Annotated in this window: 25 protein-coding genes and 1 pseudogene; 7 read left to right on the forward strand and 19 right to left on the reverse strand. The window is 61.2% G+C overall.

Annotated elements, in window-relative coordinates:
• From TU74_RS08575 to TU74_RS08585, 3 genes and pseudogenes are all read right to left on the reverse strand, one after another.
• Nucleotides 1-244, reverse strand: a pseudogene (locus TU74_RS08575) (urocanate hydratase); the annotation flags it as partial.
• A 325-nt stretch (nucleotides 245-569) separates the two neighbouring features.
• The gene (gene hutC, locus TU74_RS08580) at nucleotides 570-1,322 is read right to left on the reverse strand and encodes a histidine utilization repressor (RefSeq protein ID WP_047282457.1); all 753 of its coding nucleotides are present in this window, start codon (nucleotides 1,320-1,322) and stop codon (nucleotides 570-572) included.
• 80 nt (nucleotides 1,323-1,402) lie between these two features.
• Entirely contained in the window at nucleotides 1,403-2,107 is a 705-nt protein-coding gene (locus TU74_RS08585) for a YoaK family protein (protein WP_047274762.1), read from the reverse strand.
• A 229-nt stretch (nucleotides 2,108-2,336) separates the two neighbouring features.
• On the opposite strand from TU74_RS08585, the gene TU74_RS08590 reads away from it, so the two are divergent.
• Entirely contained in the window at nucleotides 2,337-3,002 is a 666-nt protein-coding gene (locus TU74_RS08590; protein ID WP_047274763.1) for a histidine phosphatase family protein, read from the forward strand.
• Here the strand turns inward: TU74_RS08590 and TU74_RS08595 are convergent, their stop codons facing one another.
• Nucleotides 3,003-3,938 (reverse strand): DMT family transporter, encoded by a 936-nt coding sequence (locus TU74_RS08595; protein WP_048376045.1) that lies wholly within the window; start codon nucleotides 3,936-3,938, stop codon nucleotides 3,003-3,005.
• 147 nt (nucleotides 3,939-4,085) lie between these two features.
• On the opposite strand from TU74_RS08595, the gene TU74_RS08600 reads away from it, so the two are divergent.
• Complete coding sequence (locus TU74_RS08600; protein ID WP_048376048.1) at nucleotides 4,086-4,988, forward strand: LysR substrate-binding domain-containing protein; 903 nt, start codon at nucleotides 4,086-4,088, stop codon at nucleotides 4,986-4,988.
• A 30-nt stretch (nucleotides 4,989-5,018) separates the two neighbouring features.
• Nucleotides 5,019-5,243 (forward strand): YgdI/YgdR family lipoprotein, encoded by a 225-nt coding sequence (locus TU74_RS08605; protein WP_047274766.1) that lies wholly within the window; start codon nucleotides 5,019-5,021, stop codon nucleotides 5,241-5,243.
• Between the two features lie 40 nt (nucleotides 5,244-5,283).
• Here the strand turns inward: TU74_RS08605 and TU74_RS08610 are convergent, their stop codons facing one another.
• From TU74_RS08610 to TU74_RS08625, 4 genes are read right to left on the reverse strand one after another with little or no spacing between them, the layout of a single operon-like run.
• Nucleotides 5,284-6,573, reverse strand: a complete 1,290-nt coding sequence (locus TU74_RS08610) for an NAD(P)/FAD-dependent oxidoreductase (protein WP_048376050.1) — start codon at nucleotides 6,571-6,573, stop codon at nucleotides 5,284-5,286.
• Nucleotides 6,570-7,316, reverse strand: a complete 747-nt coding sequence (locus TU74_RS08615; RefSeq protein WP_048376052.1) for an amino acid ABC transporter ATP-binding protein — start codon at nucleotides 7,314-7,316, stop codon at nucleotides 6,570-6,572. The genes TU74_RS08610 and TU74_RS08615 overlap by 4 nt, the downstream gene beginning before the upstream one ends.
• Complete coding sequence (locus TU74_RS08620) at nucleotides 7,313-7,969, reverse strand: amino acid ABC transporter permease (protein WP_047274771.1); 657 nt, start codon at nucleotides 7,967-7,969, stop codon at nucleotides 7,313-7,315. Before TU74_RS08620 ends, TU74_RS08615 begins: the two co-directional genes overlap by 4 nt.
• A gap of 59 nt (nucleotides 7,970-8,028) precedes the next feature.
• A complete protein-coding gene (locus tag TU74_RS08625; RefSeq protein ID WP_047291409.1) occupies nucleotides 8,029-8,796 on the reverse strand; it encodes an ABC transporter substrate-binding protein in 768 nt (255 codons plus the stop codon).
• 172 nt (nucleotides 8,797-8,968) lie between these two features.
• Here TU74_RS08625 and TU74_RS08630 point away from each other — a divergent pair, with 172 nt between their 5' ends.
• The 4 genes from TU74_RS08630 (at nucleotide 8,969) to TU74_RS08645 (ending at nucleotide 13,429) form a co-directional block, all read left to right on the forward strand.
• Nucleotides 8,969-9,745 (forward strand): IclR family transcriptional regulator, encoded by a 777-nt coding sequence (locus tag TU74_RS08630; protein WP_047274775.1) that lies wholly within the window; start codon nucleotides 8,969-8,971, stop codon nucleotides 9,743-9,745.
• 111 nt (nucleotides 9,746-9,856) lie between these two features.
• Complete coding sequence (locus tag TU74_RS08635) at nucleotides 9,857-10,912, forward strand: permease (protein WP_047274777.1); 1,056 nt, start codon at nucleotides 9,857-9,859, stop codon at nucleotides 10,910-10,912.
• 178 nt (nucleotides 10,913-11,090) lie between these two features.
• Complete coding sequence (locus TU74_RS08640; protein ID WP_047274963.1) at nucleotides 11,091-11,804, forward strand: carbonic anhydrase; 714 nt, start codon at nucleotides 11,091-11,093, stop codon at nucleotides 11,802-11,804.
• 83 nt (nucleotides 11,805-11,887) lie between these two features.
• Nucleotides 11,888-13,429, forward strand: a complete 1,542-nt coding sequence (locus tag TU74_RS08645) for a SulP family inorganic anion transporter (protein ID WP_048376055.1) — start codon at nucleotides 11,888-11,890, stop codon at nucleotides 13,427-13,429.
• Between the two features lie 42 nt (nucleotides 13,430-13,471).
• On the opposite strand, the gene TU74_RS08650 is transcribed toward TU74_RS08645, so the two are convergent.
• The 11 genes from TU74_RS08650 to TU74_RS08700 form a co-directional block, all read right to left on the reverse strand.
• Nucleotides 13,472-14,485, reverse strand: coding sequence for an AraC family transcriptional regulator (locus tag TU74_RS08650; RefSeq protein WP_047280574.1), 1,014 nt, complete (start codon nucleotides 14,483-14,485; stop codon nucleotides 13,472-13,474).
• A 74-nt stretch (nucleotides 14,486-14,559) separates the two neighbouring features.
• Nucleotides 14,560-15,597 (reverse strand): 3-ketosteroid-9-alpha-monooxygenase, oxygenase component, encoded by a 1,038-nt coding sequence (locus tag TU74_RS08655; protein WP_047274783.1) that lies wholly within the window; start codon nucleotides 15,595-15,597, stop codon nucleotides 14,560-14,562.
• 119 nt (nucleotides 15,598-15,716) lie between these two features.
• Nucleotides 15,717-16,544, reverse strand: coding sequence for an SDR family NAD(P)-dependent oxidoreductase (locus TU74_RS08660; RefSeq protein ID WP_047291406.1), 828 nt, complete (start codon nucleotides 16,542-16,544; stop codon nucleotides 15,717-15,719).
• A gap of 15 nt (nucleotides 16,545-16,559) precedes the next feature.
• Nucleotides 16,560-17,327, reverse strand: coding sequence for an SDR family oxidoreductase (locus TU74_RS08665; protein WP_048376057.1), 768 nt, complete (start codon nucleotides 17,325-17,327; stop codon nucleotides 16,560-16,562).
• A gap of 97 nt (nucleotides 17,328-17,424) precedes the next feature.
• The gene (locus tag TU74_RS08670; RefSeq protein WP_047291404.1) at nucleotides 17,425-18,681 is read right to left on the reverse strand and encodes a helix-turn-helix transcriptional regulator; all 1,257 of its coding nucleotides are present in this window, start codon (nucleotides 18,679-18,681) and stop codon (nucleotides 17,425-17,427) included.
• A 167-nt stretch (nucleotides 18,682-18,848) separates the two neighbouring features.
• Entirely contained in the window at nucleotides 18,849-21,269 is a 2,421-nt protein-coding gene (locus tag TU74_RS08675) for an efflux RND transporter permease subunit (protein ID WP_048376059.1), read from the reverse strand.
• 10 nt (nucleotides 21,270-21,279) lie between these two features.
• A complete protein-coding gene (locus TU74_RS08680; RefSeq protein ID WP_048376061.1) occupies nucleotides 21,280-22,254 on the reverse strand; it encodes a WD40/YVTN/BNR-like repeat-containing protein in 975 nt (324 codons plus the stop codon).
• A 238-nt stretch (nucleotides 22,255-22,492) separates the two neighbouring features.
• Complete coding sequence (locus TU74_RS08685; RefSeq protein WP_047291401.1) at nucleotides 22,493-23,848, reverse strand: MATE family efflux transporter; 1,356 nt, start codon at nucleotides 23,846-23,848, stop codon at nucleotides 22,493-22,495.
• 152 nt (nucleotides 23,849-24,000) lie between these two features.
• The gene (locus TU74_RS08690) at nucleotides 24,001-25,209 is read right to left on the reverse strand and encodes an acetyl-CoA C-acyltransferase (protein WP_047291399.1); all 1,209 of its coding nucleotides are present in this window, start codon (nucleotides 25,207-25,209) and stop codon (nucleotides 24,001-24,003) included.
• 8 nt (nucleotides 25,210-25,217) lie between these two features.
• Nucleotides 25,218-25,688 (reverse strand): MaoC family dehydratase, encoded by a 471-nt coding sequence (locus tag TU74_RS08695; protein ID WP_047274798.1) that lies wholly within the window; start codon nucleotides 25,686-25,688, stop codon nucleotides 25,218-25,220.
• Between the two features lie 10 nt (nucleotides 25,689-25,698).
• Complete coding sequence (locus tag TU74_RS08700; protein WP_048376063.1) at nucleotides 25,699-26,484, reverse strand: SDR family oxidoreductase; 786 nt, start codon at nucleotides 26,482-26,484, stop codon at nucleotides 25,699-25,701.

Consider the following 26,484-nt stretch of genomic DNA (forward strand, 5'->3'; position numbering starts at 1 on the left):
AGGTCTCGTCGTCATTGAGGTGAGTGAGGCTTTCGACAATTTTGTCGTAGCAGTCCCAGTTGCGTGCTGCCCGGCCAATGCCGCCATACACCACCAGCTCGGTCGGGTTCTCGGCCACTTGCGGGTCAAGGTTGTTCATCAACATCCGCAGCGGGGCTTCGGTCATCCAGCTTTTAGCCGTAAGACGGGTGCCACGGGCGGCGCGGATTTCACCGTCGCGGTGACGGGTGTGAGCAGTTGTCATGCAGTAATCCTTCATCAAATGGCATCAACGACATGAGGTGCAGTGCGGCAACTGCGCACTTATACCAACCTGTATGTACAAGTGAATGCAAGTGAAGGGCCAACATGCAGCGCGCCTTCTGAGACGCGTGCCATGACAATAGGAAAATATTATTTAAATCAAGATGTTATAAAAATTCAGATTTTCAGGACTCAGCTCGTTCTTAGCGAAAGCACGTGAAAAGTTGCCGCAACTTGGTGCGCAGACCGGCAAAAAGGTAACGGAACTGCACCATAAGTAACGCGGGTAACACGCCCGCCCGCGCCAACGCCCACTCAGTGCCCACTCAGTGCCCACACTGCCCTTGCAACCGATAGCGCGAGCCCGGATACACCAGTCGCGCGCACCCCACCACGCCTTGGGCCGACCAGGTGCGGCGGCGAATCATCAGGCACGCTTCGTTTCGTTTGATGCCTAGCAAACGGCACTCCGCCGAGGTGGCATGAATGGCTTCCACCACATGCTCGCCCCCGGTCAGCGGCGCAAGGTCCATCAAGTAGGCGTAGGCCGTGGTGCGGGTGAAGTCCTGCTGCAGATAAAGAGGCGCAATCTGCGCATTGACGAAACGCTCCTCGATTTGCACCGGCACCTCGTTTTCGTAATGCACGATCACCGAATGAAACAGCCGCTCGATACCGTCCAGGGCGAAGGGCAAGGTCGGGCTGGCCTTGGCCGGGACCTCTTCAAGCACCATCACGTCGCTGCGGTGTACATGGCCGCGATCAGCGATTTCCTGCGCGATATTGTGAATTTCGAACAGTGCCGCCGTGCCCTTGGGCATCGCCACAAACGTCCCCACGCCTTGCATGCGCACCAGCAGGCCTTCGATGGTCAGCTCGCGCAAGGCACGGTTGATGGTCATGCGGCTCACGCCCAATTGCTGGAGCAACTCGCTTTCGGACGGCAACTTCGTATTGGGGAGCCAGGCACCGGAGCGGATTTTCTGCACGATGGCCTGTTTGACCCGCGCGTACAGGGGCGCCGGGCTTTCAAGAGAGAATGACTCGAGGGGCGAATGGTCATCGACAGACTGGGACACAACAACTCCTGTTTATTGATTGGGGCAGGCCCGTGCGTGGCGCCAGTCTACCCGTCGCGCAGTCGCAGACAAACAGGGGCTTAACGCGGCATGTAATCGCGCTGCCAGCGGCGCGGGATGCGCAAGGAGATCACACCGAGCACGCAGGCAAACCCCGCGCTGAATAACATCGCCCTGACGCCGAACCGAGCCTCCAGCCAGGCGCCCAACACCGCGCCTAGCAACATGCCGCTCCAGGGCACCAGTTGCACGCGCCAGCCGCTCTTGCGCTCGCCCAGCAGCCAGCGCCCCAGACCGCGGCCGAAACGCGACAGCGCCCCGGTCACGTACGTCAGCCCCACCGGCAACCCGTTGACCTGCTCCACAGCCGCATTAAGCATGCCCATCGCCAGTATGGCCGCCAGCAAGGCCGGCACCTGCGACGCAAATGGCACCAGCCCGGCGGCACACAACAGCCCGGCAATGACCAGCATCAAGGGCAAGGCGCGGCGTCCGCCCCAACGCCCGAGCAAAATGCCCAGCGTGTTGCCTGCGATGAACGCCAGCACGGCAAAGAACAGGCGCAACACCAGGCTCGCATCCCCCTGACTGATCGCCACCGCCAGGCGCGTGGTGTTACCGCTCATGAACGACACGAAATCGCCCGTGGCCAGAAACCCGATGGCATCGGTCATGCCAGCCAGCACCGAAAGGCTCGCCACCAACCCCAAGCCGACCCGCCCTCGCCAGGCTCGCACGCGCAGGTGTACGGGGTTGATCGGGGGTCTGAGCGGAGCAGGTAACATCGGCACAACCTCTTAAGGATGAAGGCCGTTCAATGATGGCCAATTGAACACCGCCTTACCAGTACTCGTCAGTTTAATCCCTGGAAGCATTCAGAAACGTCTGCAACTAAAGTGAGAGCGAACCAATTTCAAAATGCGCGTCTAATGAACACTTTGTTCAAGGATGACGGGCACTTCGGTGTTTGTACGACAAGGAGCGCACTCGCCCGATTTGATACAGAAGACCTTCATGTTCCCGATCGACTGGAAAAAAAACCGCTTCGCGTTAGCCGCTGTCCCGCTGCTGCTGATCGCGGGCACTGTCAGCCTTAGCTCCCACGTCGAAGACGCTTTCGCCCAACCGGCCGATGGGGTTCAGACCCTGGTGTTCATGCGCCACGCTGAAAAACCGGCTGACGGTCTGGGGCAACTGACCTGCCAGGGCCTGAACCGCGCCATTGATCTGGCGACGTTGCTGCCGCAGAAATATGGCAAGGCGGATTACGTGTTCGCCGCCAACCCGTCGCGTCAGGTCGAAGAAGGCGCCGAGGATGACGCCTACAGCTATGTGCGGCCGATGATGACCATCAACCCCAGCGCCATCAAACTGGGCTTGCCCATCAATCTGGAGTTTTCGGCCAACGATACACGGCAACTGGCCAACGAGCTGACAGACGACAAGTACCACAACTCGACCGTCTACACCGCCTGGTCCCATGGCTACCTACCCGAGCTGATTAACACGGTCGCGGGCAAGGCCACCGGAAAAAAAGTCTCGCTGACCGAAGACTGGGCCGACAGCGATTTCGACTCCCTGTATGTACTGACCCTGACCTGGCACAACGGCAAAGCCACCCTGCTCAGCCGCGTCGATAAACAAGGGCTGAACAACGGCGCCAAAGCCTGCCCGAGCTGATCAGGCCAGTGCCTGGCGGGCGGACGCATGACGGCGTACGGCCCAACTGACGCCACTTAACAGCAGGATCACGGCCAGTGATTCCAGCAACGTCGGCCAGCGCTGCACATAGACAAAGCCATAAAACAGCGCGAACAGTGTTTCAAACACGATCAACTGGCCGCTCAAGGTCAGCGGCAGCCGCCGCGAAGCCGCATTCCACAGCCGGTTGCCGAACCATGAGCCGACGACCGCACACGCCAGATTGATCGCCCAGAACCCCTGCCAGCGGGCGTCACTGACGTCGGCGTGCGCAGCCTCCAGCGACAGCGCATGGGCGACGGCCCAGATCAAAAGCCCCAGCACACCCGTGGTCACGCCCCACAAGCTCGACCATTCACTGCTGGTGAATGAACTGTGTTTCAAGTACCGCGCGTTGGCTGTGGCAAATCCCGTCCAGCACACCAGTGCGCCCATGGCACAGGCAATGCCCAGTATTTTTTCAGCCAACGGTTGCCCGACATCGGCGCCAGACAAGGCCTCAAGGTTGATGCACAGCATCCCGGCCAGCACCAGCAGCAACGGCCAGATCAGGCGAGTCAGCGGCACGGCCCCCGCATCGCTGCGGCCCAGCCAACTGATGGTCAACGGCAATACGCCGATGATCAGTGACGCCACGGCGATCCCCACCCACTGCACGGCGGCGGCCAGCAGCATGTAATAAATCAGGTTGCCCAACAGGGCGAGCTTCACCAGTGTCATTACGTCGCGCAGGGTCAGTTGGGTCAGCAAGCGCTTGGCGTTGGGCAGTATCAACAGTGCCGACACTGCGCCGTACAGGATAAAACGGGCACAACTGAGGAGCAGCGGACTGAACTCCGGTAACAGCACCGGCACCAAAAACACCCACCCCCACACGGCACCTGCCATGCCGGCATAGACTATCCCGCGCTTCATTACGTATGCTCACAACCTGAAAGAGGCTGCAAGAATAGGCATTCCACGCTTGAGTGACTAAAGAGCATTTGGCATTCAGGCATTCCTTATGGGAATAATCCAACACACTTGCAGCCCACCCGCAGAGTCTGCCCCACAGGAACACCCGTGAGCCGCTACCTGAAACACTTGCCACCGCTCGACACGCTGATCACGTTCGAGGCGGTTGCCCGTAATGGCAGCTTTACCCGCGCCGCAACCGAGCTGTGCCTGACCCAAAGCGCCGTCAGCAAACAGATTCGCACCCTTGAAGATGCCCTCGGACTCTCGTTGTTCGAGCGTCAAGCCCGGGGTATCAGCCTGACCCGCGCGGGCGCCGGCCTGTTTGCAGAAGTCAGCGCGATGCTTGAGCGACTGCAACACAGTGTCAACCGGATCAAGGTGGAACATGCGCCTACTGCCGTGACGGTGCAGTGTACCCACGCTGTGGCACAGTTCTGGCTCTTTCCGCGTCTACTGGCGTTCAACACCGCTCACCCCGGGATCACGGTCAACATCCACGCCAATAATGGTCTGGACGAGTCGAGTACAGCGGATTACGATTTCTCGATCTTGTACGGTAATGGCAAGTGGTCATCACTGGATGCCCATCTCTTGTTTGCCGAATGCGTGTACCCGGTGGTCAGCGCTGACTTGCCTGTGGCAGACATTGGCGCACCGTCTGATGTGCAAACGCTGCCCCTGATCGAGCTGGATTCATCCGGCTGGAACTGCATGGACTGGCGCGACTGGTTCCGGCATTTCGCGATTGAGCACACCCCCTCGCCCGACAGCCCGCTGTTCAACCAAGTGACGCTGGCCTATCAGGCAATCATGCAAGGCATGGGCGTCGGGCTGGGCTGGGATTTTATGGTCAGGGACAAAATCGACAGCGGCGTGCTGCGGCGCGTCGGCCCTTATGAATGTATCAGCGGTAATGCTGACTACCTGGCGCACTCTCGGCATAAAACGTTGTCAGAGGCAGCAGTTATTTTCCGACACTGGCTTTTGCATAAAAGCCCGTGCGTTTAATCCTTACATTTGAATGCTCGAGGAGCTTGCATGAAGATCAATGTGATCGCTGTACCGTTGGTGATGGTGGCAATGCTGGGGCTGGCCGGGTGCGCCTCGCCGAGCGTGGTGACCCTGCAAAACGGCACGCAATACCTGACCAAAGACCTGCCAAAAACCAAAACCAACGACGGCTTCTACGAGTTCGTGGACATTGCCGGCAAGCACATCAGGATCAAGGCTGACGACGTGGCCACCATCAAAACCGACGATTGACGCCCAGGCAACGGCAAGCAATTGCTTGCCGTTGCGCAGTTCAGTTCAGGGCATCGAGCATTCGGTAGTAGGTGATCCCGGCGGCAACGTACAAGCGTTGCAGGCTGTGGAACGGGATGCTGCGAATGGGCGTGACCGGGAACGGGAAGTCACTGTCGGTTCCCGCCACGCGCGCCGCCAGATGCTTGCCCAACAGGGTCGACATGGCAATCCCGCGGCCGTTGTAGCCCATCAGTATCGACAGTCCCGGCTGAGGTTCATGCAGCTGCGGCAACACACTCTGATTCAACGCAATGCGCCCGCTCCAGCGGTATTCGACGGCCACCCCGGCCAGTTGCGGGAACAGCATCACCATTGAGCGTTCCAGATGCGTCCAGTCCCCGGCCCGGGTCGGCTCCGCAAACGGCCCGCGACCGCCCAGCAACAAGCGGCCCTGGGCATCCATCTTGAAGTACAGCAACAGGCGACGCGCATCCGAACACACTTCACCTCCCGGCAAGATGGTCTTGCGCAAGTCAGGGGGCAGCGGACGGGTGGCGATGATGAAGCTGTTGGCCGCCAGTACGGTCTGGCGCAAGCCCGGCCACAGGTTGTCGGTGTACCCGTTGGTGGCCAGCACCACCCTATCGGCGCTGACCGTGTTGCCTTGGGCAGTGGTCAATTGCCATTGTTGCCCCACACGCCGCAAATCGGTCACCCGGCTTTGGCTGTGAATGGTGACGCCACGGCCCAACGCTGACTTGGCCAACCCGCGGGCATAGTTCAGCGGATGCAAACTGCCCGCGCGCGGGTCGACCCAGCCGCCCAGATAATTGTGCGTACCCAGACGCTGGCATACCGCATCACGGTCCAGAATCTCGGCGGCAATCCCTCGTTGCTGCCATTGCCGGGCCCGGTGTTCAAGCGCTTTCATGGATACGGCGGACACGGCGGGCTGGATCCAGCCTTTACGGCTGGCTTCGCAGGCGATGCTGTACTCGCGAATCAAGGCAAAGACTTCATCGGCAGCCCCTCCGCAGGCCTCGATGATGCGCTCGCCGCGCGTCTCGCCGTAACGCTGGAGCAACTGATCGGGGTCGTACTTGAGGCCCGGAATCACTTGCCCGCCGTTGCGACCCGATGCCCCCCACCCGGGTTCGCCAGCGTCCAGCACGCACACGCTGATGCCTGCTTCGGCCAGCCTTAATGCCGTGACCAGCCCGGTGTATCCGGCCCCGACAATGGCCACGTCCACGCGTTTGTTTTCACTGAGCGGCGGCGTCATGGCGCCGGGCCGGGCCGTGGCTGACCACAGCGAAGGCGGCAACTGACCGCTGGAAGCAGATTTCATGAGGTAACCTCGTCCGTCTGGTTCAGCAGACGTCGCAGAAAATCCTGGGTACGCGGGTGTTGCGGGGCGCTCAGCACTGTTTTGGCAGGCCCGGCCTCGACAATGTGGCCGCTGTGCAAGAAACACACTTTGTCCGCGACATCCCGGGCAAATCCCATCTCATGGGTGACGACGATCATGGTCATGCCCTCGTCGGCCAGACGCCGCATGACCGTGAGCACTTCACCCACCAGTTCCGGGTCGAGGGCCGAGGTCGGCTCATCGAACAAAATGGCTTGCGGGTTCATGGCCAGCGCGCGGGCAATCGCCACGCGTTGCTGCTGCCCGCCGGACAAGGCGTCCGGGTAGGCGTCCATGCGGTGGGCCAGACCGACTTTTTCGAGCAGCGCCGTGGCCTGCTTGCGCGCCGCTTGCGGGTGTTGCTTGAGCACGTAAATCGGCCCTTCCATCACGTTTTCGAGCGCCGTGCGGTGCGGGAACAGATTAAAACGCTGAAACACCATGGCCACACGCGTGCGTAACTGATGGATGCTCTTGTCGTTGCGGTCCACGCGTTGGCCGCTGACCAGGATCTCGCCCCGGTTGTAACTTTCCAGGCCGTTGATGCACCGCAACAGCGTCGATTTGCCCGACCCCGAAGGGCCGATCAGGCACACCACTTCGCCTTGCCCGACTTGCAGATCCACCCCTTCAAGCACCGGGACGCTGCCGAAATGCTTGTACACACCCTTGAGTTCAATCATGAGGTTCTCCGCGTCGCGAAGCGTGCTTCCAGGCGACGCAAACCGAAGGACAACGGCAGGCTCATTGACAGGTAAAGCAAGGCCACCAAGGTGTACACCGTCATGTTTTCGAACGTCGAAGAGGCGATCAACTGACCTTGGCGGGTCATCTCGGCCACGGTGATGGTGGACACCAGCGAGGAGTCCTTGAGCATCATCACCAGCGTATTGCCGTAGGGCGGCAAGGCGATGCGGAACGCCTGGGGCAATACCACGCGGCGCATGATCATCATGCCGCGCATGCCGATGGATTCGGCGGCTTCGATCTGGCCGTGGTCAATGGCCTGGATGCCGGCGCGGAAGTTTTCGGCCTGATAGGCCGAGTATGCGATGCCCAGACCAATCACACCCGCCTGCATGGCGCTGAGCTGGATGCCGAAGTCGGGCAATACGAAATAGATATAAAACAGCTGAACGATGATGGGCAAACCGCGAATCACGTTGACCACGCCTATGGCGAACAACGCCACCGCGCGGATTTTGGAAACCATCATCAAAGCGAATACAAGACCGATCAGCGAACTCAGCACGAACGATCCCGCAGTGACTTGCACAGTAACGACCGCCCCTTTCAACAACAGCGGGAGGAAGTCCAACGCGTCCTGGAGAAACATAAGTTACCTGCGAAACAACACATGAAACGGCCCGCAGCAGCGTGCGGGCCGAGGAATCATCAGTTCAGTTTCCACTGCTCAATGATGCGGTCCAGCGAGCCATCAGCCTTGATCGCGGCGATGCCCTTGTTCACTTGCGCAAGTGTTTCGGGGTCGTTCTGGCGCATCACGATGCACACATCGCCCACCACGACCGACTTATAGGTGTCCGACAGTTTCAGCCCCTTGGTCTGCTTGGGGTTGGTGGCCATTTGATACGCCACGATGGGACGGTCGCCGAATGCAGCCTTGATCCGGCCCAACCGCAGGTCGCGCATCATGTCGGCCACCGAGTCGTAGCTGCGCACTTCCTTGAAACCGCCATGCCTGTTCAAGGCATCAATAAAGACCGATCCCACTTGGGCACCGACGATTTCCCCTTTCAGGTCAGCCATGCTGGTGTAGGTTTTAGGGTCTTTTTCCTGAAGGATCAGCCCTTCACCGTAGCTGTAAATCGGGTCGGAGTACTGCACGACCTTCTCGCGCTCAGGGGTTTTGAGCATGGCGGCCGAGATCAGGTCGATCTTGTTGGACGTCAATGAAGGAATCAGCGCAGAAAAGACGCTTTGTTGAATATCCGTCTCGAAACCGCCCGCTTTGCCGATGGCTTCAATCGCGTCGACCATCATGCCCTGGGTATGCCCGCTTTTGATGTCAACGAAGGTAAACGGAATGCCTGTGGCGGTAGCCCCGACGCGATAGGTCGGTGTAGCCAGTACGCTGGCAGATCCCATCATGCCCGCGGCGATTGCACACACGAGCGTGAGCACTTGAAATTTTTTCTGCATGGCGAATCTCCCTGTGGTCGCTTTTATTATCCTGATAACGCCTTGAAACAGCCTCCGCACCCTCTGGTGTTAAAAGCCGGCATCGACTATAAACAATTTACCTAAATCGTAAAGAGATTTATAAGTATCGGATATCGATATTTATAACGTACATAAACGCCAAGGAAGCGTCATGAGCGAACACAATAACCCCCTTTTCAATCAGTCGTTGGAGAAGGGCCTCGCGGTATTGCGCGGCTTTGGCGCAGCACGGCGAACCATGAACCTGGCTGATATTGCGCAGGTTGCGGGCATTAGCAAAAGCTCCGCCCAGCGAATGGTGCACACGCTCGAAGAGCTGGGCTATATCCGCAAGCATCCGCAAAGCCGCCGCTTCCAGTTAACGCCCAAAGTTATGGAAATCGGCTACAACTATTTAGCCGCGGACACACTCGTTGACGTTGCAAATCCTTACTTGGCGGAACTCAACCAACTCACTGGCGAAACCGTCAACCTGACCGAGCCTGACGGCGTGTCCATGGTGTATGTCGCGCGTTTTGTGGCGCCCAAATTCATCCCCATTCATATGCCGATTGGCAGCCGCATCCCCATGTACCTCAGTGGCGGCGGACGGGCCTACCTCAGCGGACTGCCTGACGAAGACGTGCACGCGGCCCTGCAAGCCAGCGATATTCGGCCTTTCACCCAGCACACGCTGACCGATCCGGCGGCTATTTTCGAACGCATACAAGCGGCCCGGAGCAAGGGCTACGCCACCAATAAGGAAGAAATGTTCCTGGGGGACATGACCCTTGCCGCGCCGGTGTACGGCAGCCATGGCCTGCCAGTGGCAGCCGTCCACGTGGTGGCGCCCAGCAGCCGCTGGAGCATGGAAGACGCAGAGCTCAAGATGGGCTCGGCCATCGTCCAGTGCGCGCGGGCAATCAGCAACGCCATCAGAACCTTGTGAGGCTTCACTACAGATCGCGCCAGCTTGCGCGGTCTGACACCCCTTGCAGATAAATCAGCCTCCGGATTGGCGTATGATGCGCCGCAATTTCCTCATGTCCGGTAACTGTTTATGTCCAGTGTTTCCTCAGTCAAACCTACACGGGGCTGGTCATTCTGGTGCAAGCCCCTGCTGTTCCTGCTGATAGCAGGCATTGGCCTGTATTACGTCAAGTGGTCGCCCTACTACGCCAAAGCCTTTTTGGCGGCAGACAACCACAGCATTGGCGCCTCGATCCTCAACGATAACCAGGGCGAGCCCCTCGCCGCGGCACTGGCGTATGCCCAGGTGTATTTTCTGGCGATCTGGAAAGCCGCCGTTCTGGCAGTGATTCTCGGCTCGCTGATTCAAGTGCTGATCCCGCGCGACTGGTTGCTGCGCCTGTTCGGCAAGGCCGGTCTGGGTTCGACCCTGCGCGGCGGGCTGTTCGCCCTGCCGGGCATGATGTGCACCTGTTGCGCGGCCCCGGTTGCCGCCGGCATGCGCCGACAGAAGGTGTCGGTGGGCGCCGCCCTCGCCTTCTGGATTGCCAACCCGGTACTGAACCCGGCAACGCTGGTGTTCATGGGCTTTGTACTGGGCTGGGGGTTCAGTGCATTACGCCTGGTGGCCGGGTTGGTGCTGGTGATAGGCGTCTCGCTGATTGCCCAGCGCATCTCACGCCCGGAGAGCATTCCTGACGCGGCGCTGGACGCGATCTCCGATGCCAGCCAGGGCAATCAAGACCCGTTCTTGGTGCGCTGGGCGCGCACGTTGTGGCAATTGTTCTGGAATACCATTCCGGTGTATTTGCTGGCCGTCTTGCTGCTGGGCGCGGCCCGCGTGTGGCTGTTCCCGCACGTCGATGGCGCCATGAGCGACAGCCTGCTGTGGCTCGTCCCCCTGGCGATTGTCGGCACGCTGTTCGTGATCCCCACTGCGGCGGAAATCCCGATTGTGCAAACGATGATGGCACTGGGCATGGGCACCGCGCCTGCTGTGGCCTTGCTGATGACCCTGCCCAGCGTGAGCCTGCCGTCGCTGTTGATGCTGCGCAAGGATTTCGACACCCGCGTGCTCGTCAGTGTGGCCGTGATGACCATGCTGGTGGGCATCCTCAGTGGGCTGGTGGGCATGTGGCTGCTCTGAATCAGCGCACCCTGCACCGTCCCGGCCATTGCTTAATGCCATCATGAAAGCCTTGTTCCAGAGCGGTTAATTCAGTTTTAGTTAAGCTTCAACCGGTACTTTTTTTCATTCGGGTCAATGACGGCCCGTTTCTGGCCTCCACCAGAAATCTCTTCGCTTTGCCAAAAGAGGATGAATGATGAGTACCAAGGATAATCAGTCGATAGCTGCAGCCACTGCCACCCCCGAAGCAGCGCTGCAGCACATCGTCGAAGGTTTTTTGCATTTTCATCACGACATCTTTCCGCAACAGAAAGACCTGTTCAAAAAGCTGGCCACCGCCCAACGTCCCCGCGCCATGTTCATCGCCTGCGCCGATTCGCGCATCGTCCCCGAACTCATCACGCAAAGCGCGCCCGGCGATTTGTTTGTCACGCGCAATGTCGGCAATGTCGTGCCGCCCTACGGTCAGATGAACGGCGGCGTGTCCACGGCCATTGAATACGCCAATCTGGTGCTGGGGGTGCAGCACATCATCGTGTGCGGGCACTCGGACTGCGGCGCGATGCGCGGTGTGCTCAACCCCGACAGCCTTGAAGCCATGCCCACCGTCAAAGCCTGGCTGCGCCATGCCGAAGTGGCCAAGACCATGGTTCAAGAGAACTGCGCCTGCGCCAGCGAAACCGACAGCATGCACCGCCTGACCGAAGAAAACGTGATTGCCCAGCTGCAGCACCTGCGTACGCACCCGTCCGTGGCCTCCCGTCTGGCCAATGGCCAGTTATTTATCCATGGCTGGATCTACAACATCGAAACCAGCGACATCAGCGCCTACGACGCCGAACAAGCGGCTTTCAGGCCCTTGAACGACGTGCACAACATCCCTTCTGCGACGCCCAAAGCGCGCTTCTGACCGACATTGACCGCGCCTCGTCCCGGCTGCCCGTCATGCAGCCGAACGTGGCGCTGGCTTGAACCTGTTTTGGGAGCATTTCCATGCGTGCTGAACACTTGAGAAAAAACTTGCCCCGCGAGTTGATGGCCTCGGTGGTGGTGTTTCTGGTCGCCCTGCCTCTGTGCATGGGCATTGCCATCGCCTCCGGCATGCCGCCCGCCAAAGGCTTGATTACCGGCATCATCGGCGGGCTGGTGGTGGGCTGGATGGCGGGCTCGCCGTTACAGGTCAGCGGCCCGGCCGCCGGGTTGGCGGTGCTGGTCTTTGAAATCGTGCGCCAACACGGCATGGCCATGCTGGGGCCGATCCTGCTCCTGGCTGGCCTCTTGCAATTACTGGCCGGGCGTTTGCGGCTGGGCTGCTGGTTCCGCGTCACCGCCCCGGCCGTGGTGTATGGCATGCTCGCCGGGATTGGCGTGTTGATCGTGTTATCCCAACTGCATGTGATGCTCGACGGCGCGCCGCAGCCCTCAGGGCTGGCGAACCTGACGGGCTTTCCGCACGCGTTGCTGGCAGCGCTGCCGACGCTGGGCGGCGGCCTCGGTTGGCAAGCCGGAGCGTTGGGGCTGGGGACCATTGTGGTGATGGCGTTGTGGGACAAATGCCGCCCGCAGCGTTTGCGATTTGTTCCCGGCGCGTTGCTGGGCGTCGGCCTGACCACCGGGATCAGCCTGCTACTGGAGCTGTCGGTCAAACGGGTCGAGGTGCCGGACAACCTGGCCGATGCCATCGACTGGCTGCGCCCCGCCGACCTGCTCAATCTGGCTGACCCGACCCTGCTACTGGCTGCCTTCACGGTCGCCTTCATTGCCAGTGCCGAAACCCTGTTATCGGCAGCAGCAGTGGATCGCATGCACAACGGCCAGCGCTCGGATTTTGACAAGGAGCTCAGCGCTCAGGGCGTCGGCAACATGCTGTGCGGCCTGTTCGGGGCATTGCCGATGACCGGGGTGATCGTGCGCAGTTCGGCCAACGTTCAGGCCGGCGCCACCACGCGGCTGTCGGCCATGTTGCACGGCGCATGGCTACTGGCGTTCGTGGTGTTGCTGTCCAGCGTGCTGCAACGCATCCCGGTGGCAAGCCTCGCGGGTGTGCTGGTCTATACCGGGATCAAGCTGGTGGACGTCAAAGCCTTTCGCGGCCTGGCCCGTTATGGCCGCATGCCGATGTTGACCTATGCCGCCACGGCACTGGCGATCATCTTCACCGACTTGCTGACGGGCGTGCTGGTGGGCTTTGCCCTGACGCTGGTCAAGCTGGCCTGGAAAGCGGCGCGCCTGAAAATCAGCCTCACCCCGTTATCGGCCCCGCATGAGATGGAGCTGCGCTTGTCAGGCGCGGCGACCTTCCTCAAAGTCCCCGCGCTGACGCGCACCCTGGGCCGGGTGCCTGCGGGTTCGATCGTGCACGTGCCACTGGGCAACCTCAGTTACATCGACCATGCCTGCCTGGAACTGCTGGAGGAGTGGGCGCGGGCCAACGCGGCCAGCGGCTCAAGACTGATCATCGAACCCCGAGGGCTGAAACGTCGGCTGGAAGGACGAACCCGGACCACGGCCGGTCTCGGCTCGACCGCCAACTGACCGTGTTGAACAGGCCTGCCGCGGTCACTGCGGCAAGCCTGTTCAATTGACGCCCAGAATCAGGCTGCGGTAATGCCCCGGGTTGGTCCCCGACCATTTGCGAAACGCTTTGTAGAACGAACTGGTGTCGGCAAACCCGAGGTGGGAGGCGATGTCGGCAAAACTCAATTCAGGCTCGGCCAGCCAGCCGATGGCCAACTCCTTGCGTACCCCGTCCTTGAGCCCCTGATACGTCTGCCCTTCTTCGGCCAGACGGCGGCGTAACGTCGAGGCTGACATGCACAGCGTGTGCGCCAGGCCTTCAGTCTCAGGCCACTGCGCAGCAGGCAGTTGTCGCAAACTGTGCTTGATCTGACTGGCCAGGCTTTGCGGGTCGCGGTACTTGACCAGAATATTGGCCGGTGCCTGCGCCAAAAAACGCTGCAGTTCGCCCTCAGTGCGCTTGATCGGCGCATCCAGGCAATCGGCCGCGAAAATCATCCGCGTGCGCGGGCGCCCGAAACGCAAATTCTCTGAAAACATCACCGCGTAATCGTCGCCATGCTCAGGCGGCGCACACCGCAGCTCGATGGCCAGGATCGGAATCCGCCGCCCGACCAGCCAGCACGCCACCCCGTGCACAATCATCCAGTACGTAAAGTAGGTGAAGGCCCGCGCCGGGTTGTCGTCAGGCTCGTGCAAGACAATCTCGGCCAGGCTCTGGCGCCGCACCAACGTGGCGGGCAGGCGTTCGAGCATCAACGACAAAAAGCCCAGCACCAGCTCCAGGCCCTGCACCAGCGTGGGCTGTGCCATGGCCGCACGGCACATGAACGCCAGGCTTCCGGCGCGCAGCTTGCGCGGGTCCATGCCAAAAAATTCATCGTCCAGACGCTGCGCCAGCAAGCGCCACATGCGCGCATAGGTGTGGGCAGGCACGCGGCCTTCGGCGTCTTCCAGCAGCGCCGGATCAACCCCCACGGTGCGCAACACATCCTGCATGACGAGCGGCGAAGCGCAGCTTTGCAACAGCGCTTCGCGCACCAACTGAATGGCGATGGTGTCTTTGTTCAACATTGGCCTTGATCCAAGCCTGATGGTGTTTAACTGTGGGCCATCTTAAGCAGCGTGGATCAAAAAGCCAGCGTTGATCAGCGATTATCCACCGTGGTGAACTCGCGGCACTCGGCCATGCTGGCCGGGATGCTGGCCTCATCGGTGAAGAACTGCTGATACCACTCGCGCAGCTGGTACACGGGGCCGTCGCCTTCCGCCAGCACCGGGTTGTTGACGCGAATCTTGTGGGTCCAGATGTCCACGTCCTGATAGAACGAGTCGCGGTTGCGCTGCACGTAATCGATGGCCAGCGCTTCGTTTTGCGCGTCACTCCAGCCCGGCACTTTTTTCACCATGCAGCCAAAGCGCAATTCGAAACTGTTGGGGCCGATCGGCACGTGACAGTTGAGCAGGATGGACTTGATCTCTTGACCGTCGAACATGGCGCGCATGCGGGTAAAGTGCGTGGCCGGGCCGTAGTACGCCGATTCGGCGACCAGATCACCGCCCAGGCGCTCGGAGTCGCCATGGAAAATCTGCTGGGCGATATGGCCCTGAAAAACGTTGTGAAAGTACTTGGTCGGTGTGCCGTGTACTGGGCCGAAATGCTGTGCGTCCACCAGGTTATCGACCAGCTCGCGTGGCTGGGTGTTGATGATCAGTTTGTCCATGTGCCAGCTGTGCAGCCACTCGTCACTGTCCATCTCGGGCAAGTGGGGGATCACCACGTCTTCGGCGGGCGGCTTGCCTTCGGGGTTGTTCCACACGAACAGCAGCTTGTTGACTTCACAGGTTTGCCAGGCGCGGGTTTTGGCTTTGGGCGGGATGCGCTTGCAGTAAGGGATTTCCACGCACTTGCCGCTGGCGTCGTATTGCCAATGATGGAACGGGCAGACGATGCGGTCGTTCTCAATCGTGCCTTGGGACAAGTCCGCGCCCATGTGCGGGCAGTGCGCGTCGAGCACGCTGATCGCCCCTGACGCAGTGGAAAAAGCCAGTAGCCGGGTGCCGAAAATGTTCAACGTATGCAGCTTGCCATCACGGAACTCGTCCGCTTCACCCAAGCAATGCCACCCCCGTCCGAAGCGCGGCGACAGGGCATTTTCGACGTGGATTTCTGCGAGCTTAGTCATTTTTATTATTCCTCCGGTTAAAGGCCACGGGACCTGCCCGATGATCTTCAACCAGGGCAGGCGCGGGTTCATCGTTCAGATGGACTAGAAGCCGCCCCTCACCCCGGCTCAACCTTTGGCTACCACTGCACAATCGCGTGCTCACGTGCAAAAGGCTGGCAATGAATGGTCTTGCGCTGATGATCCACCGCCGCAGGATCGGTGGCCAGCCACAGCATCACCGCCGCGGGCACCTGGGGCGGCGCTGACCCCGCCCGCAGGGCGATCACACCCTTGTCGCCAATGGTGGCCCGCAAGGCGTCTGTGGTGACCACCCCCGGATTGAGCGTATAGGCGCGGATGCCCTGCTCCCCCAGCTCCACCGATAAAATCCCCGACAGCCTTGAGACCACCGCCTTGCCCGCGCCATAGGCATAGCCCCAACCGCCCTTGCCCGCCGCCACGGGCGGGTCGCTTTCGCCTGCACCGGAGGTCACGTTAATCACCACCCCGCCGCCCTGCTCCAGCATCCCGTCGACCACGGCGCGGGTCAGCAAAAAGGGCGTCATCACATACCCTTGAAACACCCGTTCAAGGGTCGTCGGGTCCAGCGCCATAAAGGCTGCGTTCAAATCGCTGCCCTGATAAATGGCGTTATTGATCAGCACATCCACCCGGCCGTATTCAGCAAACACCGCCTTGCTGGCAGCCAGTACCGACGCGCTGTCGAGCAAATCCATGGGGACCACCAGCGCCTTGCGACCCAGCGCGCGGATCGCCTCGGCGGTGCCGTTCAGACTGCCCGGCAACGGCGTGCCGTCGGGGTTTGACAACCCATGGGTGTGGCGCTCACCTTCTTCCACGCTGCGGGCGCTGATGGCCAAATCAAACCCGGCACGGGCAAACGCCAACGCGGTTTCACGCCCGATGCCACGGCTGGCACCGGTCACAAATGCGACTTTATTCATGGCAATTCCTTGGGTTTAAAACCGTTGTGGACGCGCCTTGGCATCCATCCCGCCATCGACAAACAGCACGCTGCCGGTGATGAAACTGGCCTGCGGCGATTGCAAAAAGGCCACGGCCTGCGCGATTTCGGCTGGGTCGCCCGCACGCCCCAGCGGCGCCACAAAGTCGCGCACAGCCTGACCGAAGCGGGCATCGTCCTTGGCGGCTTGGTGCAGCGGCGTCTCGACAGCGCCGGGGGCGATCACATTCAGGCGGATGCCCTGGGCGGCCCATTGCACCGCTTTGCGCCGCGCATCGCAGGTGACGGCGTATTTGGAGCCCGCATACGCGATGTGCGGCTGAGCCAGGGCATCGGCCAACGCCAGCGCCTGCGCTTCCTCCCCTGCCAACAGGGCGGCCACCATCGGTTGTTGCTCAGCGCCGGCGTGGGTTGCAGCCACCGAACCGATCACCAGCGCGGCCGGTTGCGTGCCTTTTGACAGCGCCTCGGCCAACCCGTCAAGCAACTCACTGACGCCAAAATAATTGACCGCCAGCACCAGGCTGCTAGACGACGCGGTCACCCCCAGCCCGGCGCAACACACCAGCCCGTCCAGCACGCCCTCGCACTGCTCCAACACCTGCGCCACCGCGCCTTGCCTGCCTGCTGTGCTGGACAAGTCGGCGATCACGTCGGCCTGGGCGCGATCAATCCCGATGATGCGATGACCGGCTGCGCGCAACACCTCACACACGGCCGCGCCGATCCCGGATGCAGAACCGCTGACAGCTGTAACTGGCATAGGGTTTTCCTCGTTAAGTGCAGGCCCTTGGCGGCCTGATGGGCATTGAGCCGACGGCGATATCACACCTCGCCGTCAGCTCGCGAATATCAGCCGCTTAGGCCGTCTGGCGAAGGGGCCGGGGCGGTTTCGGGGCCAATTGCGGGGCGGGCACCAGCACCTTTTCAGGCGTTCGCAAGGCGCACTTGGGCTTTCCCAGCGCGACCACGCTGTTCAGCAGAATCCTCACCAGTTCGGTCTGGCGTCGCACGCCGGTCTTGGAAAAGATCGAGCGCAGGTGAGCCCGGGCAGTGTTGCGCCGGATGTTGAGGTTTTCGGCGGCTTCTTCCAGCGACAAACCATTGGCCAACTCCATCGCCAGTGCCGTTTCGGCCTTGGTCAGGTTGAACAGTTGCTTGGTCACCACTTCGCTGGCCAGCGACTTGCCCACAGCGTCGCGGATGTACACCACAGCGGCGGGCTTGCTTTTGCCCTCGGCCCATTCCAGCGACGGGATCGCCTCGACCACCACCCCAAGGCTGACCTGACCCGATGGCCGGGTGACGGACATGGCGTCCGCGGTGACCCCGCCCTCGCGCACTTCAGCGCTGAACGCGTGTTTGACGAGCCGCTGCAACTCGCGGTTGTCACTCGGGTAGGTGGCCTCCAGACGCCCGCCCACCAGCTTCAGGCCATCAGCGCTGCTGAGAATTTCTTCGGCAACCGGGTTCAGGCGCAGCACTTTGCCGGTCTCATCCAGCACGATGGTGGCCACGGACAAGCGGCTGATGGCCTGGGAATACAGCTCGCTGATGGACTCGCTGCGGTCCAGCAGGTTGTGCATGTGCAGGGCGCGGCGCAAATGCGGCAAAAACATGCTGCACAACGCGCGTTCAGAGGCTGAAAACGCGGGGGAAGATTTAGGCCGGGTGATGCGAAAACGCAGTTTGCCGCCATCGGGCGTTGAGATATCGGCCCCCATCACGTGGTACACGTTTTGCGGCCCGCAGTACGCCTTGAAATACGCCGACGCCACCCAGTCGGCCTCGCTCATCAAGTCTTCGACCGTGAATACCTGATCCAGCGCCTGACCGGTAAACGGTGTGTTGGTTTGCGGGTAGGTCTGATACGTGAGCTCGCCTTCGCCTTCAATGTCCCCCGCCACGATCATCAGGCCGAGGTCAGGCTGGTCCGGCACGCGCAGGATCAGCGTGGCGTAGTTGGCCTTGAACATCATGCGCACGGCGCACAAGGTGCGGCCCATGACTTTGGGGTCCAGGGCGCCGTCATAAAAGCTGCCGACCATATGATCGTAATCGTTCAATTCGAGCCCCAGGTCGGCCAGGGTCTGCGGGTTCAGGGTCACTGTATCCATGGACGTTTCCTCGCAATGGGCGCGGTTCGAGACCTGCCCTTTTTTATTGTTATTGTTGCCAGTCGACACGCGCGCGAGCGCCTGTCAGGTAATCCGTAACACCTTGCAAAGCCGGCTCAGTGTGGGGTCAACGCCGAACACTGTGCAATCACGCCATAGGCTTTGTTTCATCGATTTGTGATGTCTTTGGCAGCGACGCTGGGTTTGAGCGGGTAATGCCCGCACGCGCCTTCTTTGGCACGCTGTTTGACCTTCACCAGCGGCCGTCCGAGGTTGAACCAGGCCGCCAGCGCCGGAAGCAGGAAGATCGCGCCCAGCACGTTGACCAGAAACATGAACGACAACAGCACGCCCATGTCGGCCTGGAACTTCAAGGGGGCAAACGCCCAGGTACACACGCCGATGGACATGGTCAGTGCCGTGAACACCGCCGCCGTTCCGCGCTGGCACATGGCTTCATAAAAGGCGGTGCGCAGGTCCTTGCCGTCGGCCATTTCATGCTGGATGCGCTCATACAGGTAAATGCCGTAATCGACCCCGACCCCCAGTGCCATCACCGGCAAGGTGGCGACTTTCAGGCCGATGCCCAGCGTGGCCATCAGCGCATTACACAGAATAGCCACAATCGCCAGCGGCACCAGAATGCACAATACCGCGCGGAACGAGCCGAACGTCAGCCAGCAAAACAGCGCCACCGAGCCAAACAGCGCCGCCAGCATCACCACTTCGGCCTGCTTGACCGCGTCGTTGGAGGCCGCCATCACCCCGACATTGCCCCCCGCCAGCAAGAACTCGACGTGTGGGCCCTGCACGCTGGCGATGATGCGTTTGGTTTCGTCGACCACATGGCTCACAGTGGCGCCCTCGTGGTCGGTCAGAAACACCAGGATCTGCATGCGCTGGCAGCCTTCGGTCACCAAACCGTCGTCCGGCATGTACGCGCGGGCGCCCTGGCTCAAGCCGCGCTCGGAACCGGGGATCGCCGACCAACGCGGGTTGCCTTCGTTATTACCGGCAATCACGTTTTTACTCATGCCCGCCACGCTCTGCACCGACTGCACGCCCGGCACGCTGCGAATCTGGAAGTCAAACGACTCCACAGCGCGCATCACTTCGGGCGCCAGGCACCCTTCGTCAATGCCCTTGACCTGCACGAACACCGACATCACGTCCAGACCGATGGAATAACTGCTGATGATCTTCTGGTTGTCCTGGTTGTAGCGCGAATCCGCCCGCAGTTCCGGCGCGCCGAGGCCGATATCGCCTACCGCCAGGTCCCGGGCTTTATAGGCGCCGATGCCCAATAGCATCAGGCTCACCGCAAACACCGCCATCGCCGGGCGCGGTTCGGCCAGGGCCGACAGCCGCCACCACAGCGCATGTTTGCCACGGGCCTGCAGGCCCTGGCGCAGCGCACTGCGCTCAAGGCTCAGGTACGACAGGATGATCGGCAGCATCAGTTTGTTGGTGATGATCATCAACATCACGCCGATACAAGCCGTCACCCCCAGCTCGTGAACGATGGGAATGTCGATCAGCATGATCACGCCAAAGCCCAAGGCATTCATCAGCAACGCCAGGGAGCCGGGGATGAAAATCTTGCAAAACGCGCTGTGGGCCGCCTGAACCGCCGAACTTCCGGCCAACACGTCCTGTTTCCAGGCGTTGGTCATTTGCACGGCGTGGGACACGCCAATCGAGAAAATCAGGAACGGCACCAGAATCGACATCGGGTCGATCCCCAGCCCCAACAGCGGCAGCAAGCCCAGCAGCCAGACCACCGGCAACAGAGCCACCACCAGCGCCACCAGCGTCAGGCGCCACGAGCGCGAATACAGCCACAGCAACAGGCCGGTGATGACAAAGGCAATCACAAAGAAGCCGATCACCGTGTTCAGGCCCTCGACCACGTCCCCCACCAGCTTGGCGAAACCGACGATATTGATCTCAATGTTGTCATTGCTGTATTTGCCGCGAATGTCTTCCAGGCGTTGAGCGACCTCGGCATACGACACCGACTGGCCCGTCTTGGGGTCGAGGTCTTGCAAGTCGGCGCGGACCATCGACGACCTGAGGTCGTTGGCCACCAACCTGCCGATTTGCCCCGAACGCGCCACATTGCTGCGCACCTGGCTCAGGTCATCGTCCGACCCGGTAAAGCGCGGCGGCACCACCACGTCACCGAAAAAACCGTCTTCGGTGATTTCGATGTAACGCACGTTGGCGGTGAACAGCGACGTGACACTGGCGCGGCTGACGCCATTGATGAAGAACACGTCATCGGTGACTTTGTTCAGGGTTTCAAGAAACTCGCGGTTGTAAATGTCGCCCTCACCCTTCCAGCGCACGCTGACCAAAAAGCGGTTGGCGCCGGTGAAGTACTGGCTGAAATTGAGGAAATTGACCATGTATTCATTGCGCACCGGAATTTGCTTGTTAAACCCCGGATCGAGCCGGGTGTGCGTGGCGCTGTACCCCAACGCCAGCGTCAGCAATACAAACAGCGCCAACAGGGCTTTGCGCCAGTGGATCAGCAGGTCGGCGGTGCGCTCGACCATGCGCGTGACAGTGGACTTGGCAACGTTCATTTAGCGCCTCTCATTGAGCTCGCGCAGCAACGCTGCTGTCCGTGCCCTGGAATACTCCGCGTTCGCCGCCCACCAACAGGCGGTTGGCCCCCACCAGCACGGCCGAGGTCAATGTCCCCAGCCCCGACAGACGTGTGGCGCTGACCAATTGGCCCTGGCCATCAAGGCGCACCATCGAACTGCCTGCGCCGACGATCAGCACACCCTCTCCATTGGGCAATAACGCATGCCCATACAGCGGCAGGCTGTTACCCACGGCCACCTGTTGCCAGGAGTGACCGAAATCCTGCGTCACAAAAACATGGCCGCGCATGCCGTAAGCCACCCAGCGTTGCGCGCTCAAGCGCACCACGCCAAACAGCGAGCCGTTGTAGAACGGTGCCAGGGTTTGCCAATGCTGGCCCGCATCGTCGGTGCGCATCACCAACCCCTGTTCGCCCACCAGCATGCGCCGACCGTCCGGCCCGCCGTCCATGCCATTGAGGTGGGCACTGTCCACGCTCAATTCGGCGGTTTGCCAGGTGCGGCCTTCGTCGTCGGACTGATAAAACTTGCCGAAGCTGCCAAATGCCAGCACGTGCGTGCCGCCAGCGCTCCAGATGCCGAGCAGCGGCTCACCCAGCTCGCTGTCGTGGCGCACCTCCTGCCACTGAGCGCCCCGATCGGCCGAGCGCAGAATCCAGCCGTCATGGCCTACGGCCAATAAGTTGTCATCCGCCAGTGCCACCACGGCCGTCAGGGTCAGGTCGCGCTGCGGCTGGACCGTCGCGGGCTGCCAGGACACGCCCTGATCATCGCTGAGTAAAATCGTCCCGCGCTCGCCCACCGCCAGCACGCGCTGGTCGAGGTAGAGCATGCCGTTGATTTGCAGGCGATCCGGGCGCAGCGGCTCGGCGGCGACGTCCAGGGCTTTGCGGGGGGCGAAGGTAAAGCCGATGGTGGCCGCGACGATCAGGCACACCAGATAACCGATCATCGAGCGCATGGTCGAGACCTCGTCACACGAGGCAGTAGCAGGGCGAATTGCATGCGGCCAGTCCTCTTCTTTTTATAGTCGTGGATGCTCTGGCGAACTCAGCGGCGAGGTCGCTGGAACCTGGCCCCGATCATCGGACTGGTCAGTCACAGGCACATCGTCCAAATGGCCTAGCTGTCTGGAATGAGTAGTTTGAATGAGCGCGCAGGGCAGTTACGCTCGGCAACTGCCACGCATCAGGCAGGGATCAGATCAGGCGCTGGATCTGTTTGTGACGCCACACCAAACGGTAGTAGGCGGTTTGCAGGACCAGCATGGTGAGGTAAGTGATCGGAAACGCCATCCACACACCTTGCAGCCCATAGTGCGCATCGAGCAGGTACGCCACCGGCAGTTCCACGCCCAGCACGCAGAAAATCGTGATCCCCATTGGCACCAGCACCACCCCGCTGGCGCGCATAATGCCGCCCACCACCGCCTGAAAACCAAAAAACAGGATGCTCCAGAGCATGATGTGCAGCAGGTGTTCGGCCCGTACCCGCGCCTCGGCATCGGTGATGAACAACCCGAGCAGCCAGTGCGAGAGTACATAGCCCAGCAGCACCAGCGCACCGGTCAACCACAGGTTGATCATCAGGCCTGTGCGCAGGATCGGCCCGATGCGTTCGAGTTTACCCGCACCAATCGCCTGCGCGCCGAGGATCGAGGCCGTAATGGCAATCGACAATGCCGGAAACTGCACATAGTTGACGATCTGCGTCACCGCTCCGTAGGCCGCCGTGGCCTGTGAGCCATGACTGTTAACCAGCGCCAAAATCACCAATTCCGAGAGCGATAACACGATCATTTGCACACCGGTCGGCAAACCGATGCGCAACACCTTGCCTAAAATGGCGCGATCAAGGCGCAGTGCGGACCACAGCTCACGGTCCGGCGCCATCACGCTGTTTTTGTGGCGCAGGCGAAGCCCGAGAAAGAGCATGGCCAGCACGTTGCCGGCCAGCCCGGCGTAGGCAGCACTTAAAATGCCCAAGCGCGGCAAACCGGCCCAGCCCAGAATAAGCGCGGGCGTCAACAACAGCCCCACGGCGGTGGACACCACCAGCGCCAGCAGCGGCGACACCGTGTCGCTGACCCCCCGCAATAACTGGGTTAGCAGGATAAAAACCAGCAGTAGCGGCATGATCAACATCGTGATCCGCGCATAGGCCACAGCATCGTCCAGCACATCCACCGGCGTGCCCAAGCCTTGCAAAGCCTGGCGCGCAAACAGACTGCCCAACATCGCCGCCACCAAGCCGATGACTAAACCCAGGGTCAGCGTGGCGCCGGTGATTTTCTTCACCATCAGCGTCTCGCCCGCGCCCCAGGCCTGCCCGATCAACACCGATGCCCCAGCCCCTAAACCCACCACCAGGGCAATAAAGAAGAACACAATCGGAAACATGCCCGACACAGCGGCCAGCGCCTGAGTCCCCAGCATCTGTCCGATGTAAATGCCATTGAGCGTGCCGGAGAAAACTTGCAGGAAGTTGGACAGCACCATCGGTGCCAGAAAAATCAGGTAGATCTGCCACAGGGGCCGTTGTGACGGGGATTGCATCACCGGTTGACCTCAAAATAAAGCAATGAGGGGTTATACCGTAAATGGCCAGTAAATGGCGAACTGCCCCGGCCCCGCAGGCGCGGGCTGACCTCATGGCCAGCCATGCAGCCCGCGCGGCGAGGCCTGCCAGCCTAAAAAACGACTCTGTTTCAGATGATTTCGAACAGTCCCGCTGCGCCCATCCCGCCGCCAATGCACATGGCCACCACGACAAACCGGGCGCCGCGACGACGGCCTTCCAGCAAGGCGTGCCCCACCATGCGCGCCCCCGACATGCCAAACGGATGCCCGATGGAAATGGCACCGCCGTTGACGTTCAAGCGCTCGTTGGGAATGTGCAGAAAGTCTCGGCAGTGCACCACCTGACAGGCGAAGGCCTCGTTGATTTCCCACAGATCGATGTCCGAGACCGTCAGCCCGAAGCGCTTAAGCAGTTTGGGGATGGCGTAGACCGGCCCGATGCCCATTTCTTCCGGCGCACAGCCGCTCACGGCCATCCCGCGGTACACGCCCAGCGCTTCAATCCCGCGCTGCCGGGCTTCGGCGCGGCTCATTAACAGGACTGCCGAGGCGCCGTCAGAAAATTGCGACGCGTTGCCCGCCGTCACAAACTCGCCCTGCTGCACCCAGTGGCCGTCTTTCCACACCGGTTTGAGCGCGGCCAGATCGGCCAGCGTGGTGGACGGGCGATTGCATTCGTCGCGGTCGGCTATGACGTCCTGATGCCCGGCCGGCTGGCCTTCTTTATCAAACAGCAGCTTGCGCGCCGCCAACGGTACGATTTCGTCAGCAAACAGACCTGCCGCTTGGGCGGCGGCCGTGCGTTGCTGGCTTTGCAGCGAATAGGCGTCCTGCACCTCGCGGCTGATGCCGTAACGGCGCGACACGAGCTCGGCTGTTTCCAGCATCGGGATATACGCCGTCGGCATGCACTCAATGACCGCTTGGGACTGCGCGCGGTAGGTGTTTTTGTATTTATTTTGCGTCAGGGACAGCGACTCGACGCCCCCGGCCACAGCAATCGAAAGATCGCCCGCCAGGATGCCGTTCGCAGCGATGCCGATGCTCATCAGCCCCGACGCGCACATGCGGTCTATCGCCATACCGGGCACCGTGTCAGGCAAGCCGCCGGTGTAGGCACACAGACGACCGATGTTGTAGCCCTGGGTGCCCTGCTGCGCCGCCGCGCCCATGATCACGTCCCCGACGGCGCCCGGCTCGATCCCGGCCCGCTCGACCACCGCGCGCACCACATGGCCGCCGAGCACAGGCGCCTCGGTGTCATTGAAGGAACCGCGAAACGACTTGCTCAACGCCGTCCGGGCAGTGGAAACGATCACGACATCATTGGCATTCATGCACAGGCTCACTGTTCAAGAGGGTTGAAGGTGTAACGGCTGATGGTGTCCACCACGCAGCCGGGGCGATCGCTGCCCTCGATTTCGACGCTGATGCGCACCACCGCTTGCAGCGTTTGGCCCAGGGTTTCCACGCGCAGGATTTCACCGTGCCCGCGCACCCGAGAGCCGACCCTGACGGGGGCCGGGAAGCGCAAGCGGTCGCTGCCGTAGTTCACGCCCATGGCCAGGTTGGCGAACTGCATGAGCTGCGGCATAAACAGATTGGCCAGCGCCAGGGTCAAATAACCGTGGGCGATACACGCCCCGAACGGCCCCGTGGCCGCGCGCTCGGGGTCGACGTGAATCCACTGGTGATCGCCCGTGGCTTCGGCAAACAGGTTAATGCGCGCCTGGGTCAGCAGCAGCCAGTCGGTGCGGCCCAAATCCTGCCCCTGCGCCGCCAGCAACTGCTGCGCATTGGTAAACAGCGTACTCATGCGCAACTCCTCAGGCTTGCTGCGAACTGACCGGCAACACTTCGCCGACCATGTACGAGGCGTAATCACTGGCCAGAAACACCATGACATTGGCCACTTCCCAGACTTCGGCGGCACGGCCGAAGGCTTCGCGGCTGGCCAGTTGTTCCAGTAAGTCATTGCTGGAGGCTTTCTTTAAAAACTCATGCAAGGCAATCGACGGCGCCACAGCATTGATCCGCACCCCGCTTTCGGCGGCTTCCAGTGCGCTGCAGCGGGTCAGGGCCATGACCCCGGCTTTGGCGGCGGCGTAATGCGCCTGCTCTTTCTGAGCCCGCCAGCCCAGTACTGAAGCGTTGTTGACGATGGCCCCGGCGCCGCGCTTTTCCATGTGCGGCAACATGGCGCGGGTCATGCGCATGGTGCCGGTCAGGGTGATATCCAGCACCGATGACCATTGTTGATCGGTCATGTCCGTCAGGCGCACCTGACCGCCGAGCCCGGCGTTGTTAATCAGCACATCAACACCGCCCAGCGCGTCTTCGGCGGCGGCGACCAGGGCTTGCACCTCGGCCTCCACGGTGACGTTGCACAGCTGACCGAACACGGCCTGCAACCCGGTTTCGGCCTTAAGGCGTTCAACGGCTTGTTCGAGGCGGCGCGGATGAATGTCAGAAATCATCAAGGCGCGACAGCCTTCTTCGGCGCAGCGTTTGGCGGCGGCATAGCCGATGCCTGCGCCGGCGGCGGCGGTAATCAGAATGGACTTACCGGCCAACAGTTGATGGCCGGGAACATAGGGAGGCGCCTGTTTCAT

Source organism: Pseudomonas lundensis, assembly GCF_001042985.1.
Lineage (GTDB): Bacteria > Pseudomonadota > Gammaproteobacteria > Pseudomonadales > Pseudomonadaceae > Aquipseudomonas > Aquipseudomonas lundensis.